The 15258-nt window shown below is 62.5% G+C and carries 17 protein-coding genes; 5 read left to right on the forward strand and 12 right to left on the reverse strand.

Annotation, left to right across the window (positions count from 1 at the left end; genetic code table 11):
- Positions 1–1110: 1110 nt before the first annotated feature.
- From rpsN to rpmB, 3 genes are read right to left on the reverse strand one after another with little or no spacing between them, the layout of a single operon-like run.
- Positions 1111–1416, reverse strand: coding sequence for a 30S ribosomal protein S14 (gene rpsN / locus LDN70_RS18940; protein WP_011776360.1), 306 nt, complete (start codon positions 1414–1416; stop codon positions 1111–1113).
- 4 nt (positions 1417–1420) lie between these two features.
- The gene (gene rpmG / locus LDN70_RS18945) at positions 1421–1588 is read right to left on the reverse strand and encodes a 50S ribosomal protein L33 (protein ID WP_003798558.1); all 168 of its coding nucleotides are present in this window, start codon (positions 1586–1588) and stop codon (positions 1421–1423) included.
- On the reverse strand, positions 1588–1824 hold the full coding sequence (rpmB, locus tag LDN70_RS18950) for a 50S ribosomal protein L28 (RefSeq protein WP_011776361.1): 237 nt from the start codon (positions 1822–1824) through the stop codon (positions 1588–1590). The genes rpmG and rpmB overlap by 1 nt, the downstream gene beginning before the upstream one ends.
- Before the next feature lie 395 nt (positions 1825–2219).
- Between rpmB and LDN70_RS18955 the strand changes: the two genes are divergently transcribed.
- The 3 genes from LDN70_RS18955 to LDN70_RS18965 are packed head-to-tail and all read left to right on the forward strand — an operon-like array spanning position 2220 to position 4988.
- Entirely contained in the window at positions 2220–3680 is a 1461-nt protein-coding gene (locus tag LDN70_RS18955; RefSeq protein WP_223941110.1) for a ferredoxin reductase family protein, read from the forward strand.
- Positions 3677–4216: an FMN-binding protein gene (locus tag LDN70_RS18960; RefSeq protein ID WP_223941111.1), complete on the forward strand. Its 540-nt coding sequence runs from the start codon at positions 3677–3679 to the stop codon at positions 4214–4216. The genes LDN70_RS18955 and LDN70_RS18960 overlap by 4 nt, the downstream gene beginning before the upstream one ends.
- Positions 4200–4988: an FAD:protein FMN transferase gene (locus LDN70_RS18965; RefSeq protein ID WP_142937673.1), complete on the forward strand. Its 789-nt coding sequence runs from the start codon at positions 4200–4202 to the stop codon at positions 4986–4988. Before LDN70_RS18960 ends, LDN70_RS18965 begins: the two co-directional genes overlap by 17 nt.
- Here the strand turns inward: LDN70_RS18965 and LDN70_RS18970 are convergent.
- Complete coding sequence (locus tag LDN70_RS18970; RefSeq protein ID WP_166843157.1) at positions 4985–5749, reverse strand: SGNH/GDSL hydrolase family protein; 765 nt, start codon at positions 5747–5749, stop codon at positions 4985–4987. The genes LDN70_RS18965 and LDN70_RS18970 overlap by 4 nt on opposite strands.
- Positions 5750–5802: 53 nt before the next feature.
- Positions 5803–6282 (reverse strand): MarR family winged helix-turn-helix transcriptional regulator, encoded by a 480-nt coding sequence (locus LDN70_RS18975; RefSeq protein ID WP_017198795.1) that lies wholly within the window; start codon positions 6280–6282, stop codon positions 5803–5805.
- A 67-nt stretch (positions 6283–6349) separates the two neighbouring features.
- On the opposite strand from LDN70_RS18975, the gene LDN70_RS18980 reads away from it, so the two are divergent.
- Positions 6350–6637 (forward strand): YciI family protein, encoded by a 288-nt coding sequence (locus tag LDN70_RS18980; protein ID WP_011776364.1) that lies wholly within the window; start codon positions 6350–6352, stop codon positions 6635–6637.
- A gap of 18 nt (positions 6638–6655) precedes the next feature.
- On the opposite strand, the gene LDN70_RS18985 is transcribed toward LDN70_RS18980, so the two are convergent.
- From LDN70_RS18985 to LDN70_RS19015, 7 genes are all read right to left on the reverse strand, one after another.
- Entirely contained in the window at positions 6656–7522 is an 867-nt protein-coding gene (locus LDN70_RS18985; protein ID WP_223941112.1) for an SGNH/GDSL hydrolase family protein, read from the reverse strand.
- Between the two features lie 269 nt (positions 7523–7791).
- On the reverse strand, positions 7792–8847 hold the full coding sequence (locus LDN70_RS18990; protein WP_223941113.1) for a siderophore-interacting protein: 1056 nt from the start codon (positions 8845–8847) through the stop codon (positions 7792–7794).
- Positions 8844–9668 carry an ABC transporter ATP-binding protein gene (locus LDN70_RS18995; protein WP_142937669.1) on the reverse strand — a complete coding sequence of 275 codons (825 nt, stop codon included), beginning with the start codon at positions 9666–9668 and terminating at the stop codon, positions 8844–8846. The genes LDN70_RS18990 and LDN70_RS18995 overlap by 4 nt, the downstream gene beginning before the upstream one ends.
- Before the next feature lies 1 nt (position 9669).
- Complete coding sequence (locus LDN70_RS19000) at positions 9670–10653, reverse strand: FecCD family ABC transporter permease (protein WP_223942688.1); 984 nt, start codon at positions 10651–10653, stop codon at positions 9670–9672.
- Between the two features lie 95 nt (positions 10654–10748).
- The gene (locus LDN70_RS19005; RefSeq protein WP_223941114.1) at positions 10749–11879 is read right to left on the reverse strand and encodes a FecCD family ABC transporter permease; all 1131 of its coding nucleotides are present in this window, start codon (positions 11877–11879) and stop codon (positions 10749–10751) included.
- Between the two features lie 5 nt (positions 11880–11884).
- Positions 11885–12955, reverse strand: coding sequence for an iron-siderophore ABC transporter substrate-binding protein (locus LDN70_RS19010; protein ID WP_166843161.1), 1071 nt, complete (start codon positions 12953–12955; stop codon positions 11885–11887).
- Between the two features lie 192 nt (positions 12956–13147).
- Positions 13148–14364 (reverse strand): IS3 family transposase gene (locus LDN70_RS19015; RefSeq protein WP_223940807.1). Its coding sequence is split into 2 segments (ribosomal slippage): positions 13148–14100 and positions 14100–14364, totalling 1218 coding nucleotides; the frame shifts between segments, so codons are not numbered across the junction.
- 365 nt (positions 14365–14729) lie between these two features.
- Here LDN70_RS19015 and LDN70_RS19020 point away from each other — a divergent pair.
- Positions 14730–15224: an FBP domain-containing protein gene (locus tag LDN70_RS19020; RefSeq protein ID WP_142937666.1), complete on the forward strand. Its 495-nt coding sequence runs from the start codon at positions 14730–14732 to the stop codon at positions 15222–15224.
- Positions 15225–15258: the final 34 nt, after the last annotated feature.

Genomic DNA, 15258 nt, shown 5'->3' on the forward strand with positions numbered 1-15258 from the left:
CGGAAATAACGGTAAACGCGGCTGCACAAAATTCGAAACCAGCTGAAAACCAGACCACCACACACGGGGGTGCGCAATGATCCAGCCATAATTTCAACCAATCAAAAAACAATCGGTATCAACAAACTTGGCACACTATTGAGTTCTCAAACAACAGACACTAACCGGCACCACCCAAACCCCCACAGGGGCCCGGGATCGCTCCGGAGCAACTTTTCAAACTTACCCGATCAGCCAGATCTTTGCAAATCAACGTTTCCGCGATTCCCGATCCAGGCCTCGGCCCCACCCTCCCCGTGCACACTCAAAAGCGTGCCAATTTTCAGGCTGTTATCAAAGGGGTTGGCCTCCGCGGTTCTCAGCTCCAAGCTGTCTCACTCGCGGCGACTCAGAAGACATTACACGCCCACGGGTCCCGGCACAAATCAACCCCCAGCGACCACAAAACCCCGCAAACACGGGCCCAACACGCTCACCAAGACCCCAAACCAGCAAAAAACCAAGAAAAGCATCCTCAGTGAAACACGTCACACAACCCAGCCATCCCACCACAGGCAAGACCCCGAACACACCACAACCACCCGCCGTCGAACACCCACCCAACCCGCAAAACCAGAGAGAGCGACGCCCCCCAAACCCGAGCAATGCGAGAGCGACGCCCCCAAACCCGCGGGACGTGAGAGCGCGACGCCCAAAAACGGCAAATAAGTGAGAGAGCGATCCACAAAAACCCGCGGGAAGTGAGAGAGCGTCGGAAGGTGGCGGCGGTCATCCGGCAGCACGCGTCCAAGGGAGGAACGACCGAGCGCGCAGAGGATGACCGCCACCACCGACCCAACCAGACACCCCACCAACCAGACACAGCGCCAACCCCACCAACCAGACACAGCGCCAACCCCACCAACCAGACACAGCGCCAACCCCACCAACCAGACACAGCGCCAACCCCACCAACCAGACACAGCGCCAACCCCACCAACCAGACTCCCCACCAACCACCCACCGCGCCACGCCCGCGCCAACGACAGAGGGCCCCAGCACCAGAAGGCACGCTTAAACGCAAAAGGGCCGGCAACCATAACGGTTGCCGACCCTTTCAGAGCTTCGTGATTACCAGGAAGACTTGGTGATGCCCGGGAGCTCACCACGGTGAGCCATGTCGCGGAAGCGAACACGGGAGATACCGAACTTCTGGAGCGTGCCACGGGGACGGCCGTCGATCTGGTCGCGGTTACGCAGACGGATCGGGGAGGCGTTGCGGGGCAGCTTCTGCAGGCCGAGGCGTGCAGCTTCGCGTGCTTCGTCAGTCGCGTTGGGGTCAACCAGGGTCTTCTTCAGTTCGAGACGCTTGGCAGCGTAACGCTCAACAATGACCTTGCGCTGCTCGTTGCGAGCAATCTTGGACTTCTTTGCCATGTGTTTAGCGCTCCTCTCGGAATTCGACGTGCTGGCGGATCTTGGGGTCGTACTTCTTCAAGACCAGGCGGTCAGGATCGTTACGACGGTTCTTGCGGGTTACGTAGGTGTAACCGGTGCCCGCAGTGGACTTCAGCTTGATGATCGGACGTACGTCCTTGTCCTTTGCCATTAGAGCTTTACTCCTCGTGCCAGGATGTCAGCAACGACTGAGTCGATGCCGCGTACGTCGATGGTCTTGATGCCACGGGCTGACAGGGTCAGCGTGACATTACGGCGCAGGGACGGAACCCAGTAGCGCTTCTTCTGAATGTTCGGGTCGAACCGACGCTTGTTGCGACGGTGCGAGTGCGAAATGCTGTGTCCAAAGCCCGGCTCGGCTCCGGTCACTTGGCAGTGTGCTGCCATGACTCTCCTCCAAAGATTGAATGTAACGGCGTGCAGATGTTCCTGCGTTACCGTGCGACAGGCAGCGTCCGCATCCGTTCCAAACCATTTCGGTAGTTTCCGCAGCAACTGCGGCGAAGAGGGTTGGCCTCAGGTCCGGGCAGTGGAAACCACTGGATCAGAACCTGGGATACCGGGCGAATACAGGAATGCACGCAACTTGAGCCCCTAACTACCGGCCAACGGGACGTCAGTCAGACTGACCTTCACCACCAACCGGAGCAATTGCACACGATCCGCACTACCTAGCGCCTAACTATTCTACGGGTCAGGCCAAATTAAGACCAATCAGGAATCATAAGCCCCCGTCAGCCCTTTCACAGCAGAATGAAAGGAATCGTGGCGAGTCTTGATTCATGACTTCGCTACTCACCTCCGACGCACCGGCGAATAGCGCCCCGGAAGGGACGAAACGCAAGCGGCCCGCCGCCGTCGAACGTTTCCACACACAGGCACGACGGCGGCTGGCCCGGACCGACGTCCTGGGTTTCCTTGCGTGGTTGTCACCCGTGGCGGCGGTGGCGCTGTGGCTGGCCGATGGCGGTATCAGCGGGTTCTCCTCGTTCGCCGGAACCATGACGGCGCTGGGAATCATTGCAGGACTGATCGGCATGGATGTGGTTTTGCTGATGCTGCTTCTGGCAGCCCGGATCCCGTTCATTGACAGCACCATCGGCCATGACCGCGCCCTGGAAGTCCACAAATGGTTGGGCAAGCCGGCGCTCTATCTTCTGCTTGCCCACGGCGTGCTGCTGGCTATCGGGTACGGCGCCGCAGAAGGACTGGATCCTGTCAGTGAATCAATCTCGTTGTGGGTGAATGTTCCGGATATGTGGCTGGCTTTCGTCTCCATGGCCCTGTTCTTTGCCGTGGTGGTGACGTCCCTGGTGGCGGTCCGCCGCAAGTTCCCCTACGAATTCTGGTACGCAGTCCACCTGCTCACCTACGCCGCAGTGGGGACTGCCATCCCGCACCAATTCAGTGTGGGCGGCCTGTTTGCGGAGGGCACGTGGCAGCGCTGGTACTGGTTGTTGCTCTGTGTGGGAACCGGCGCGGCACTGCTTTGGTTCCGGATCTACCAACCCATTGCCGCCAGTTTCAAGCACCAGCTCACGGTGAGCAGGGTGGTCCGTGTTTCGGCGGATGTCTTCAGCATCGAAATGACCGGAAGAAATCTGGAGCGCTTGTCCGGGGCCGGCGGCCGGTTCTTCTTCTGGAGGTTCCTGGCCCCCGGGCACTGGTGGCAGCCCCATCCGTTCAGCCTGTCGGCAGAGCCCATTCCAGGGAGGGGCAATCAGCCCGGCAAACTCCGCATCACCGTACGCACGCTTGGCAAAGGCACGGCCAAGCTTGCGCACATCAGGCCCGGCACCAAAGTGGCAATCGAAGGACCCTACGGCATGTTCAGCACGGCCGCCAGGACCCGGAACAAGGTGGTGATGATCGGTGCCGGCATTGGGATTACTCCCCTGCGCTCGTTGCTCGAAACAACACCGTTCCAGCCCGGCGAAGCAACCGTTCTGCTCCGTGGCCACCAAGACTCGGAGTTGTTCCTGGGCCAGGAGATCATGGCCCTCTGCAAAGCCCGGGGCGTCACCCTGTTCCACGTTCTGGGCCCACGTTCGCAGGGCGATCACGCCTGGCTTCCCCAGGACGCAGTCCAGGCCGGTTTTGGACTCCATTCCTACGTTCAGGGCATCGCGGACGCCGATGTTTATGTCTGCGGGCCGTCCCCCTGGGCTGCGTCCGTCATCCGGGACGTCAAACTTGCAGGCGTCCCCGCACAGCAACTCCACTACGAAAGGTTCGACTGGTGAGAATACGGGCAGCTTTGGCAACAGTCGTTGCATCGGCAGGCATCCTGCTGGCGGGGTGGCAATCGGGTTCGCATGTGGCCGAGACGGGCACGGCGATCACCACCAGCCTCAGCAGCAACACAACCAGCGGCGGCGCCGGATCCGCCGCGAGCGGAGGTTCCGGGACAGGCAGCAGCGGGTCCAACGGCAGCACCGGCTCTTCTGACACCGGCAGCACCGGCAACTCAGGCAGCAGCGACACAGGGACGGGAGGCACGACGGCGGCAACGTACGACGGCTCCACCGTCCAGACCCGCTACGGTTCCGTGCAGGTCCGGGTCACCATCCAAGCCGGCAAAATCACCGAGATCACCCCACTGCAGCTGACCGACGCGGAACGAAAGTCCGCCCAGATCAGCAGTCGCGCGGCCCCCGTATTGCGGTCTGAAGTCCTCCAGGCACAATCGGCCAATGTCCAAACGGTAGGCGGCGCAACCATCACCAGCGACGCCTACCTCACCTCCCTCCAGGCGGCCCTCGATGCAGCAAACTTCTAGCCGCCCGCAGCTCCGTGCGCGGACCTTCCACAGCATGGGCACCGTGGTGAGCCTGACGGTGGCGAGCACCTCCGCACCTGATACCGCCGTGGACGAGCTGGAGTCCGCCGTCGAGGTCCTGGAAGGGATCTTTGCCAGCCTCGACCTGACGTTCAGCCTCTACCGGTCCGGGTCCGAAGCAAACAGAATCAACAGCGGCGAGCTGGCTCTGGCTTATGCATCCGAGTCTCTCCGCGACCTGTACACAGAGGCCTCGGAGTGGCGATTGGCCACTGATGGGGCTTTCACGGCAGAGCGCCCGGACGGCAGGATCGATCTTTCGGGAATCGTCAAAGCGCACGCAGTCCGGGAAGCCGCGCTGTCCCTCCGGGCCTTGGGGCTTCAGGACTGGTGCATAAATGCCGGCGGGGACGTACTGGTCAGCGGATCACCGGAAACCAAGGCGGCAGCGGGTCCCTGGTTGGCCGGCATCGTGGACCCCGGGGATCGTCAGTCACTGCTTGGCGCCTACCCGCTGGCGGCCAACCGGGCCCTTGCTACTTCGGGGTCCGCCGAGCGCGGAGAGCATATCTGGACAGCCGGCTCGGATCGCCCGGAATTCATCCAGGTATCGGTCGCGGCGACGGAGATCGTCACAGCGGACGTGCTGGCAACAGCGATTGTTGCTGGCGGCACCCGGGCGTTGGATCACGCGGTGGAGCAGTGGGGCGTGGATGTCCTGGCGGTCCAGCGCGACGGGTCGTTGCTGGCAACACCAGGCTTCCGCGCCTAAAGGGGCTTGATCAGTTCCGCGTACTTGGGGCTGAGTCCATCACCGGAGGAAACTCCACGGAGCCTCCGTGATACCCACGGTGCAGCCGATTCCTTCACCCAGCGCGCATTGGCCTTGAGGGTTTCCACGCGGTTGGCCAGGCGGATCGGGGCAAGTTCCGGCACCTCCACCGCATGCTCGTGTTCCAGGACATCCAGGACCCGTTTGGCCATGTTGACGTGTCCGGCCGAGGACATGTGCATCCTGTCCTCACCCCAGAGGCGCCAATCGTTGTACTCATCAAAACGCCAGTAGTCCACCAGCAACGCACCGTGGTTGTCCGCGATTTCCCGCACCAGCTCGTTGTAGATGGCAGTCCGCCCGCGCATGGCGCTGAAAACTTTGGATCCCTTGGCGTCAAAGCCCGTGAAGAGGACCACGGTGGCGCCGGACGCGCTCAACTTGGCAATGCCGGCGTCGTACTCGTCCAAAAGTGAGTCAATATCGATCTTCGGCCGCAGGATGTCGTTGGCCCCCGCGTACAGCGTTACCAAGGTGGGGTTCATGGCTACGGCTGCGTCAACCTGCTCGGCCATGATCTGGCGCAGCTTCCGGCCGCGGATCGCCAGGTTGGCGTAGCCGAAGTCGGCGTTGCTGTGTGCCAGCTGCCCGGCGACGACGTCGGCCCAGCCGCGAACACCGTTGGGGCGGGTGGGATCGTCGTCTCCGACGCCCTCAGTAAACGAGTCCCCCAGGGCAACATAACGAGCAGAAAAATCCATGCCGTCAGTCTGCCACTTCGGCGCCCGAGGCCACAAAGCACCCGTTGAGGGGTTTACGAGTCACGGAGGATCCAGTGGTTGTTGTCCAAGCGGGCAACGATTTTCTCACCGATGCGGGCAAGATCCGCGACGTCGTCGGGGCTGAGCGAATCGAGCATCAGCGTCCGCACCGATTCAACATGCCCCGGGGCGAGGGACACGATGGTGGACATACCGGCGTCCGTCAGGTGAGCAACGGTCACACGGGCGTCGCCGGGGTGCGCCTGCCGTTCCACCCAGCCTCGTTTCTGCAGCTTGGTGACGACGTGCGAAAGCCGTGACAGGGAAGCACTGGTCCGCGCAGCGAGCTCACTCATAGGCAGGTACCGGCCCTCGGTCTCGGAGAGCATCGCGAGCACGTTGTAGTCGAACAAGGACAGTTTGCCTGCCGACTGAAGCTGGGTGTCCAACGCCGAGGGGAGCAAGGTGTTGATGCTCAGCAGGGCCAGCCAAGCACGGCGTTCGTCGGCATTCAGCCAGCGGGGTTGAGTCATGCCTCCATCTTATGAGAATTCGCTGATTCCTAGGTCGCGGCCCCTGCTCAGGCGATAGGCTGGCGGCATGTTTGTCGTCTCATTGACCTATAAAGTTCCCGACGAAATTGTCGACTTCCACCGCCCGGGCCACATGGCCTGGCTTAAGGACGCGTTCGACGGCGGCATCTTCCTTGCGTCCGGACGTCGCGTCCCTGCCACGGGAGGCGTGCTGCTGTCCAAAGTGGACCGGGCCACGTTGGATGCTTCGCTGGCCAAGGACCCGTTCTACAGCAATGGCGTGGCGGAGTTCGAGATCATTGAATTCACGGCTACCAGTGTGGCCGAGGGTTACGAGAATCTGCTGGACAGCTAGAGCTTTCCGCACGCTCTCTCACATCTCACCCTCCCCAGCCGCACGCTCTCTCACATCCTGCGCCCTGCTTTCAACCAGCTTCCTAAGACCGCCCTTGCGGGGAACCTTGACGGGCTCCGGCCACCGGGCCTGTGTGGAATCACCCAAAGTCACGCCCCGCAGTTTCCGCCCGAACAACGGAACCACCCAATCGTTGACCCAGCGGCGTTGGGCTCGTTCCCACTCCCGGAGCGTCAGCCGCGACGGTGGTTCCCATTCCTTTGGCCTGATCTTGTGGGGCACATTCAAGTGATTGAGGACCTGCGCGGCTAAGTACTTGTGCCCGGCTTTAGACATGTGCAGGCGGTCAGGAGCCCACATCCGTTTGTCCTTGAAGGCATCGAAGCACCAATAATCCACCAGCACCGCACCGTACTTGGCCGCAATTTCCCGGACCCGTTGGTTGTACAGGGTGTTTCGCTTCTTGAAAGGCTCCAAGACCGCCGAGACTTTAACATCGAAGCCAGTGAACAGGACCAGCGTCGCCCCGCTTTCGCTGAGGCGCGCGACCAGCATCTCGTAGTCATTGAGGAGAGCATCCATGTCTGTACCGAAATCGAGGATGTCGTTACCCCCTGCATAGACCGTAACGAGCGTCGGTTCCATGGCGAGGGCTGGCTCAAGTTGTTCATCGATGATGTGCCGGAGCCTCTTGCTGCGCACGGCCAAGTTGGCGTATTCCCAGCCGGGCTGGTCCTTGGCCAACTTCTCGGCCACCCTGTCTGCCCAGCCGCGCACCCCGTTGGGCAACACCGGGCTGAGGTCCCCCACGCCTTCGGTGAAGGAGTCCCCGATGGCGACATACCGCCGTCGAACGCTGTTCCCGTCCCCGAGTTCCTCCCGCACGGCAGCGACGCTACCCGCCCCCGGTTACACCAGAGCCAACCCCAAATGAACACAACGAACGGGATGTGAGAGAGCAACGCCCAAAAACCGTCGGGAAGTGAGAGAGCATCGGTAGGTGGCGCGCTCACGGCCGCGGCGGCGGTTTTGGGTAGGAGCGCATCGCGGCCCATCGTGATGTGAAGGTCGCCCAGCGACCGCAACGTCACCTATGGGCCGTGTCTAAGCGACGGCAAAACCGCCGCTGCGGGCGGCCCGGCCCGCACCAGGGGCTAGCCCTCGGCTTTGCCTCGTCGCCAGTAGCCCATGAAGGCAACCTGCTTGCGGTCGATACCCACGTCCCGCACCAAGTAGCGGCGCATCTCCTTGATCACGAATGCCTCACCGGCGATCCAGGCGTAGAAGGGCAAGGCACCGGCAGGCAGCGTGGGGTTCTTGGTGGCCTCGATGGCTGCTGCGTCCATGCGTTGCGGGGTTTCCCACAGGATGTCCTGATCCACATTGACGTCCTCGGGCTCGGGACCCGCCGCTGATCCTGCGCCCTTGAGTCCAACCCAGCCAGGAACGGGAACGGCCTTGGCAACAGCCTCTTTGAGCAGCTCACCGTGCGGGCGGGAGCGGCCAATGGCAGCCCCACGTGCCAGCCAGGTGATCTGGATGTCTGCAGCGGTGGAGATGTCCTGGAAATCAGCAGCCGAGGGTACTTCCAGGAATGCGTGCCCGGTCATGTCCGCAGGCAGGCTCTCCAGAATGGCGCTGATGGCGGGAACGGCAGTTTCGTCGCCCGCGAGGAGAATGCGCTGCGCCAGGCCCGGCCGCCACTCGATGCCGCCGTAAGCTCCGGCGGTGGTGCACTGGGCGGCCCGGTTGTTGGGCCCAATGATGGTGAGGGCATCGCCGGGCTTGGCGGCAGCTGCCCAATTGGCTGCAGGTCCACCATTACCGGCATCGTCGAAGTGCATCACGAAGTCAACGTCGATTTCCGGGTACACGGCGTCCAGGCGTTCGGAGCGCACGGTGTAGGTGCGCATGCTGCCGCGGACGGCCGGGTCCATGGCAAGCCACTCCTGGTACCAGCCGGCCTCCTCCATGGTGAAGGTGGGCAAGGGGATGATCCGGCCAGCGTCGTCGATGGAAGGAATCATCAGCTTCACGCGGAGGTCCAGGGTGTCACCGGCCACTCCAAAGTCGCGCAGGCAGTATCCGCCGAAAGTAATCCTGCGGAAGTTGGGGCTGAGCTCCTGCACCGCGGTCACAGTGACATCGAAGGCGAGGGTCATGGGTTCCACTGCGGCGCTTGCTTTGGCCTGGGTCGGTTGTGCACTCATGATGCGATCTCCAGTTCGTTGGTTGAAGCGGTACGTGCGTGGTGGCGTCCGATGGGGACGATCAGCGGTGTGCCTGAAATGGGGTCCGGGACCACCCGGGATTCCAAGCCGAAAACGTTGAACACAAGTTCCTCCGTGACCACTGCAGTGGCGGCGCCTTCGGCCACGATGCACCCGCCTTTCATGGCGATGACGTGGTCCGCGTAGCGTGCAGCAAGGTTGAGATCGTGCAGCACGATCGCCACGGTGGTGCCGCGGCTGCGGTTGAGGTCGGTGATCAGGTCCAGGACCTCAACCTGGTGCGCCAGGTCCAGGTAGGTGGTGGGCTCGTCCAGCAGCAGAACGTCGGTTTCCTGGGCCAGGGCCATGGCGATCCACACGCGCTGACGCTGCCCGCCGGAGAGTTCATCGATGTCCCGCTCAGCAAGCTCCAGCGTGTCCGTGGCGTCCAGCGCACGCTGCACCGCGGCGTCGTCGGACTCGCTCCAACTCCGGAAGAAGCCTTGGTGCGGGTACCGGCCCCGGCCCACCAGGTCGCGGACGGTAATGCCGTCCGGGGCGGTGGGGTGCTGGGGCAGCAGGCCGAGGGTCCGGGCAAGTTCCTTAGCGGGGCGGCTGTGGATATTCTTGCCGTCCAGCGTGACGGCACCACCGGCCGGCTTTAGCAGGCGCGAAAGGCCGCGGAGCAAAGTGGACTTTCCGCAGGCGTTGGCGCCCACGATCATGGTCACTTTACCCTCGGGGATTTCGGTGGACAGGCCTTCCACCACTTTGCGCTGCTCGTATTGCAGCGTAAGGTCCTGGGCATTAAGGACGGCCATCTCAGGCCTCCTTTCGGTTCGACGTGACCAGCAGCCACAACAGGAAGGGGGCACCGAGGGCGCCGGTGACGACGCCGACCGGGAGGACGGTCCCGTCAAGGATGACGGGTGCAATGTTGGAGGCGAAGAAGTCGGCCAGGAGCACGATCAGCGCACCGGTGAGGGCCGACGCCGGGAGGCTGGGTTTGCGGACGATGCGCCGGGCGATGGGTCCGGCGAGGAAAGCGACGAAGGCTACCGGACCGGCGGCGGCAGTTGCGACGGCGGCAAGTCCGACGGCGGTCAGGACCAGTCCCAGCCTGGCTGCGTTGACCTTGATACCGAGTCCCGCGGCGGTGTCATCCCCCAATTCGAGGATGCGCAAAGGCCCCGCGAGGGCAATAACGGCTGGTATCAGGACCAGCAGGGAGACCAACAGCACGCCTGCACGGTCCCACGTGGCCGAATTGAGGGAACCGTTGAGCCAGATCAGGGCATCCGCTGCGGTGCGGATATCGGCGCGGGTCATGAGGAAGTTGACCACTGCGTGCAGGGCAGCGGCGATGCCAACGCCCGCCAGGATGAGACGGTTGCCGGCAGCGTTGCCGCGGCTACCTCCGCCTGCACCGGAACCTGTTCCGCGGGAAATCATGTAAATAATGGCGGCAACACCCAAGGCACCGCCTAACGCGGCCCCGGAAACCACGGCACCCGAGGCACCAAATATCACGATCGCCGTCACTGCCGCAGCACTGGCACCGTAGCTGATGCCAATGATGTCCGGGCTCGCCAAGGGGTTCCGGAGCATGGTTTGGAACAGTGCAGCGGCCAGGCCGAAGGCAACGCCGATCATGGTTCCAACGACTGCCCGGGGCAGTTTGTGCTCCATCACGATGAAGCTCGCCCCGGGGATTTTCTCGCCGCCGGTCAGGTGGTTGATGACGATAGTGAAGAAATCCGGGATGGTCACGGTGTAACTGCCCAGGAGCACGTACACGGCAAACATGGCCAGGACGGCGAAGCCTAGCCAGAAAGTGGGGCTCAGTGTCCGCCGAAGTTGCACAGAATGAGGCGCCACCTGGGGGACCGTTTTGGTAGTGCTCACAGTCCTGCCCCCTTGCCGCGGCGGATGAGCCAGATGAACACCGGTGCTCCTACCAGGGCCGTCATAATTCCAGCGGGGACCTCGCCCGGAAGGAGGATCACGCGGCCAATAATGTCCGCGCTAATCAGCAGAATGGGAGCTGAGACCATGGAGAACGGCAGAATCCAGCGGTAGTCGGGGCCGGTTAGGAAACGGACAGCGTGCGGAATGACCAAGCCAAGGAAGCCAATGGGACCCGCCAACGCGGTGGCCGAGCCACACAGTAGGACGATCCCCAAGCCGGTGATCCCACGGGAGAGGCCGACGTTCTGGCCCAGCCCGCGGGCAATGTCGTCGCCCAGCGCCAAGCTGTTAAGGACGCGGCCGCCGGCCAGGATGATCACGGCGCCGGTTGCCAGGAACGGGAGTGCGGGCAGAAGCACGGACCAGTCGCGGCCGCCGATGCTGCCCACTTGCCAGAAGCGGAAACGGTCAAACGTGTCCTGGCTCGATACCAGGATCACATTCAGCAGGGAGAAAAGACCGGCGCTGAGGGCAGCGCCCGCAAGCGCGAGTTTGACCGGGGTGGCACCGTCCCGTCCGCGGGAAGCAATGGCGTACACCACGACGGCGGCCGCTGCGGCCCCAATGAAGGCGAACCAGATGTATCCGGTCAGGGAGCCAACGCCAAAGACGTAAATCCCGATGACCACCGCCAGCGCCGCTCCGGCGTTGAGGCCCAGGATGCCTGGATCTGCCAACGGGTTGCGGGCCACGCCCTGCATGGCCGCGCCTGCCAGGCCCAGCGCGGCACCGGCCAGGAGACCCAGGACCGTGCGGGGGATCCGGGCGATGACCACGGCGTGGTTGCCGTCCGCCGCATTGAAGTTAGTGAGGGCTTCCCACACCGTGGAGAGGGGAACTCCGCGTGCGCCGATCGCCAAGGATGCGGCGGATACTGCTGCGAGTACGACGACGGCCACCAGCAGCCAAGCGGTGCGCGTGAGTGCAGTGCGCTTGTCCGCTGTCCCACGGGTGCCGGCTCCCCTGCCGGTTTCCGCGGGATCGGGGGTGATGCCTCCCGGGCCGGCCGACACCAAAGTGCCACCGCCCCGCCCCCGGAGTGTCGTCGTCGTACTCAGTTTCATTGCAGTTACTTGCCTGCTGCGTCTGCTGCTTTACCCAGCTGCGGGAGGAACGTGTCCAATGCCCACGGCAGGCTCAGCGGCGATGAAGCGGAGATGGAGAGCGTCAAGGTCTGGTCCGAATCAGCAACCAGGGCACCCTTCTTGATGGCAGGGATCTGGCCCAGCAGCGGGTCAGCCTTGATGGCGTCGGCAGTGGTCGCGTCCGGAACCCAGGTGACGAAAACGTCGGATTCGAGCTCATTGGCCTTTTCAGCAGACCACGGGATGAAGAATTCCGTGTTGCTCTTGGTGTTCTCAGTAACCACGGGGGCGAGCTTCATGCCGATTTCGGAGAGGAAGCGGGGGCGGTTGTCGATTGCGGTGTATACGTTGGCGCCGTCACCCTTGGCAGGCTCGAGGTTGCCGTAGATGAAGGTCTTGTCCTTAATCTGCGGGAACTTGGCGACCTTCTCCTTGACGGTGGATTCGGTGTCTTCTACCAGCTTCTTGGCTTCGGATTCCTTGCCCAGTGCCTTGCCGATCAGGGTGGTGCTTTCCTGCCAAGGCGTGCCGTAGGCGAGCTCGGGCTGGGCCACCACGGGAGCGATTTCGCTGAGCTTCTTGTAGTCAGCTTCTTCCAGGCCGGAGTAGGCGGCCAGGATGACGTCCGGATTGAGCTTGGCGATCTCGGTGAAGTTGATGCCATCCGCCTCGGAGAACTGGACCGGGGCCTTGTCGGTGCCAAAGCCGGCGCCGAGCTTCTCCAGTGCTGCGTCCTTCCAAGGGGTGGAGCCCTTGTCGTTATTGCCCCACTCATTCTTCGGAACACCAACCGGGACAACACCCAAGGCGATCGCGACGTCATCATTGACCCACGAAACGGTGACTACGCGCTTGGGCTGTTCCTTGATGGTGGTCTCGCCGAAGACGTTTTTGATGGTCACGGGGAAAGCTGAGGATGCTGCCTGCTCAGTTGCCGGAGTGGACGTTGCCGGACCAGTGGAGCAGCCGGTGAGGGTAAGAGCGACGGCGGCCAGAGCGGCCGTCGCGGTTCCTGCTGTCTTGAGCAGGGCGCGGCGTGGGAGAAGGGAAGCCACGGGACTCCTTAAGTAAGTGATGCGAACCTAAGTAAGGCTAGCCTAGCCTCTGGATAATTACGAAACGTTTGCGTCACGTAATCCGCTCAACTGGTTAAATGCGTCGCAGATCACACCCTCTCTCACATCCCGCACCCTTCAGCCAGACTGCGGTCGTCAAGTTTTTGAGACAGGTCTCGTTGTTGTTTTTGGTTAGGCGGCCAGGGGTTGCTGGGCGCGGGTTTGGTAGTTGGTGTGGGCTTTGGCTGGTGGTATGCCGCCGGCTCGGCGGTTGGGCCGGCGGCGGTTGTACCAGCCCTCGATGTATTCCATGACACCGGTTCGGGCGGCGAGTCGGGAGCCGTAGCGTTGGTGGTGGTAGAACTCGGTTTTGAGGTGGGAGAAGAAGTTCTCCGCGACGGCGTTGTCCCAGCAGACCCCGACTTTCCCCATGGACTGCGTCACCGAGTTATCGCCGCACCATTTCTGGAATTCATCCGAGGTGTATTGGGTGCCCCGGTCCGAATGGAACACCACCGAGGCCCCGGTCAGGTGGCCGTGGTTGCGGGCCATTTGCAGCGCCGCGGTGCACAGGCTCGCGCGCATGTGCCCGGCCATGGACCAGCCGATGACCATGCCGGAGAAAAGATCGATCACCGTAGCCAGGTAGAGCCAGCCCTCACCCGTGCGCAGGTAGGTGATGTCACCGACCAGGCGGGTTCCGGGCACTGTTGAGGTGAAGTCCCGCTTGCCCTCTGCATCGAGCATGTGGTTCTCGATGTGGGCTGTTTTGGCCTGCGGATCCTGGACGGTAGTTGCCTTCCAGGCCTGGGTGCGGACGGCCCGCAGCCCGTGCTCACGCATGATCGCCCCGACAGTGGGGGCCGAGACCCGCACTCCCTTCTCGTTCAAAAGCAGGGTCAGTTGGTCCCGGCCGGCACGGCCCTTCTCCTCCTTATACAGCTCGGTAACCGCGGCGGCGAGATCCTGATGCCGTACTGCCCGCGGGGATGGCCCGGCCGGGTTGCGCCATCGGTAGAACGAGGCCCTGGAAACCTTCAACGCCCGGCATAGCCAGGCCACGGAATGGTTGGCCTTCTCCGCTTCGATGAACTCGTAGAAGCCCTCTACTTTTGCTTCGCGGCAAAGAAGGCGCTGACTTTTCCCAAGAACTCGACCTCGGCCTTCAATCTCTCGTTCTCAGCCAAGGCCTTCCGGTGTTCATCCCAGGACACCGGGCCCGGGTCCACAGGCTCTAGAGCAGGACCGTCCTGATGTTTTCCCCGGTGCCGATGAAGCCAGTTCCCCAACGTGCTCTCCTTCACCCCGAGCTCGTCAGCGACTTGCTTCACTGAACGATCCGAGGACAACACCAGCTGCACAGCTTCCTCACGGAAAGCCGCATCATATTTTCTTCTAGGACCAGTCATTCTGAAGTCGATCTCCCATCAACCTGTCTCAGAAAACCATACGGCCGCAGACCCTCTCGCAGTGGACACCTGGCAGAAGGTTTGAAAGTATTGGCGGCAGCGGACTACCGCTTCTTATGGAATCGATCGAGGGGATGAGCGTGCGCACTGTTTCAGTTGCTGCAGCCACGGTTGGCGAGGTGGCCGCTTTGGCCTGCTTGGCACTCCCCCGCACGTCGGTATCTTCCTAGGCTCTCAGCCGGGCACCCGTTTTCCGGGTCTTTTTGCTGCGCCCGCTCTCTCAGATGACCGACGACCCCTGCCATTTCCCGCGCGCCCACTAAGGCACGCGGACGTCGACCATTTCCGAAAGAAGAAGCTTTGCCATGCAGAAAATTACCGCCCAACAAATCCGTTCGTCGTTCATCAATGCCAGCCGCTCAGAGGCTGCCAAGCTGAATCTCCCCCGGAACTTCGAAACCCTCGACTGGGACAACCTGGAGTTCCTGGGTTGGCGCGACGAGAAAATGCCCCAACGCGGATACCTTGTGCTCCCGCACCGGGGCAAGCTCACCGGGATCATGCTCCGCGCTCCTGAAGGCGGATCCGGAAAAAGGCGTGTAGTCCTCTGCGAACTGTGCCGGGACGTATTTTCGAAGGATGACGTTTATCTGTGGGTGGCCAAAAAAGCCGGACAATCCGGTAAGGACGGGAACACGGTGGGGACACTGATCTGCGCTGAGTTCGGTTGTAGCGCCAACGTGCGCAAGGAACCGCCCGTCAATGAGATCAACCCGGACCCTGCCGCCGTCGTCGTTCGACAAATCGCGGGACTGGAGTCCAGAACCGAACAGTTCCTTGACCGCGTCCGCGCGAAGTAGCCGCGAATCATTCCCCAAGTAGGTAGCAGCAGGT

This window comes from Arthrobacter sp. StoSoilB22 (assembly GCF_019977315.1).
Taxonomy (GTDB): Bacteria; Actinomycetota; Actinomycetes; order Actinomycetales; family Micrococcaceae; genus Arthrobacter.

Excerpts from the sequence above, each read along its gene's own strand:
- rpsN (WP_011776360.1), bottom strand. The coding sequence starts at position 1,416 with ATGGCAAAGAAGTCCAAGATTGCTCGCAACGAGCAGCGCAAGGTCATT.
- rpmG (WP_003798558.1), bottom strand. The coding sequence starts at position 1,588 with ATGGCAAAGGACAAGGACGTACGTCCGATCATCAAGCTGAAGTCCACT.
- rpmB (WP_011776361.1), bottom strand. The coding sequence starts at position 1,824 with ATGGCAGCACACTGCCAAGTGACCGGAGCCGAGCCGGGCTTTGGACAC.
- LDN70_RS18955 (WP_223941110.1), top strand. The coding sequence starts at position 2,220 with ATGACTTCGCTACTCACCTCCGACGCACCGGCGAATAGCGCCCCGGAA.
- LDN70_RS18965 (WP_142937673.1), top strand. The coding sequence starts at position 4,200 with ATGCAGCAAACTTCTAGCCGCCCGCAGCTCCGTGCGCGGACCTTCCAC.
- LDN70_RS18970 (WP_166843157.1), bottom strand. The coding sequence starts at position 5,749 with ATGGATTTTTCTGCTCGTTATGTTGCCCTGGGGGACTCGTTTACTGAG.
- LDN70_RS18975 (WP_017198795.1), bottom strand. The coding sequence starts at position 6,282 with ATGACTCAACCCCGCTGGCTGAATGCCGACGAACGCCGTGCTTGGCTG.
- LDN70_RS18980 (WP_011776364.1), top strand. The coding sequence starts at position 6,350 with ATGTTTGTCGTCTCATTGACCTATAAAGTTCCCGACGAAATTGTCGAC.
- LDN70_RS18990 (WP_223941113.1), bottom strand. The coding sequence starts at position 8,847 with ATGAGTGCACAACCGACCCAGGCCAAAGCAAGCGCCGCAGTGGAACCC.
- LDN70_RS18995 (WP_142937669.1), bottom strand. The coding sequence starts at position 9,668 with ATGGCCGTCCTTAATGCCCAGGACCTTACGCTGCAATACGAGCAGCGC.
- LDN70_RS19000 (WP_223942688.1), bottom strand. The coding sequence starts at position 10,653 with ATGTTTGCCGTGTACGTGCTCCTGGGCAGTTACACCGTGACCATCCCG.
- LDN70_RS19005 (WP_223941114.1), bottom strand. The coding sequence starts at position 11,879 with ATGAAACTGAGTACGACGACGACACTCCGGGGGCGGGGCGGTGGCACT.
- LDN70_RS19020 (WP_142937666.1), top strand. The coding sequence starts at position 14,730 with ATGCAGAAAATTACCGCCCAACAAATCCGTTCGTCGTTCATCAATGCC.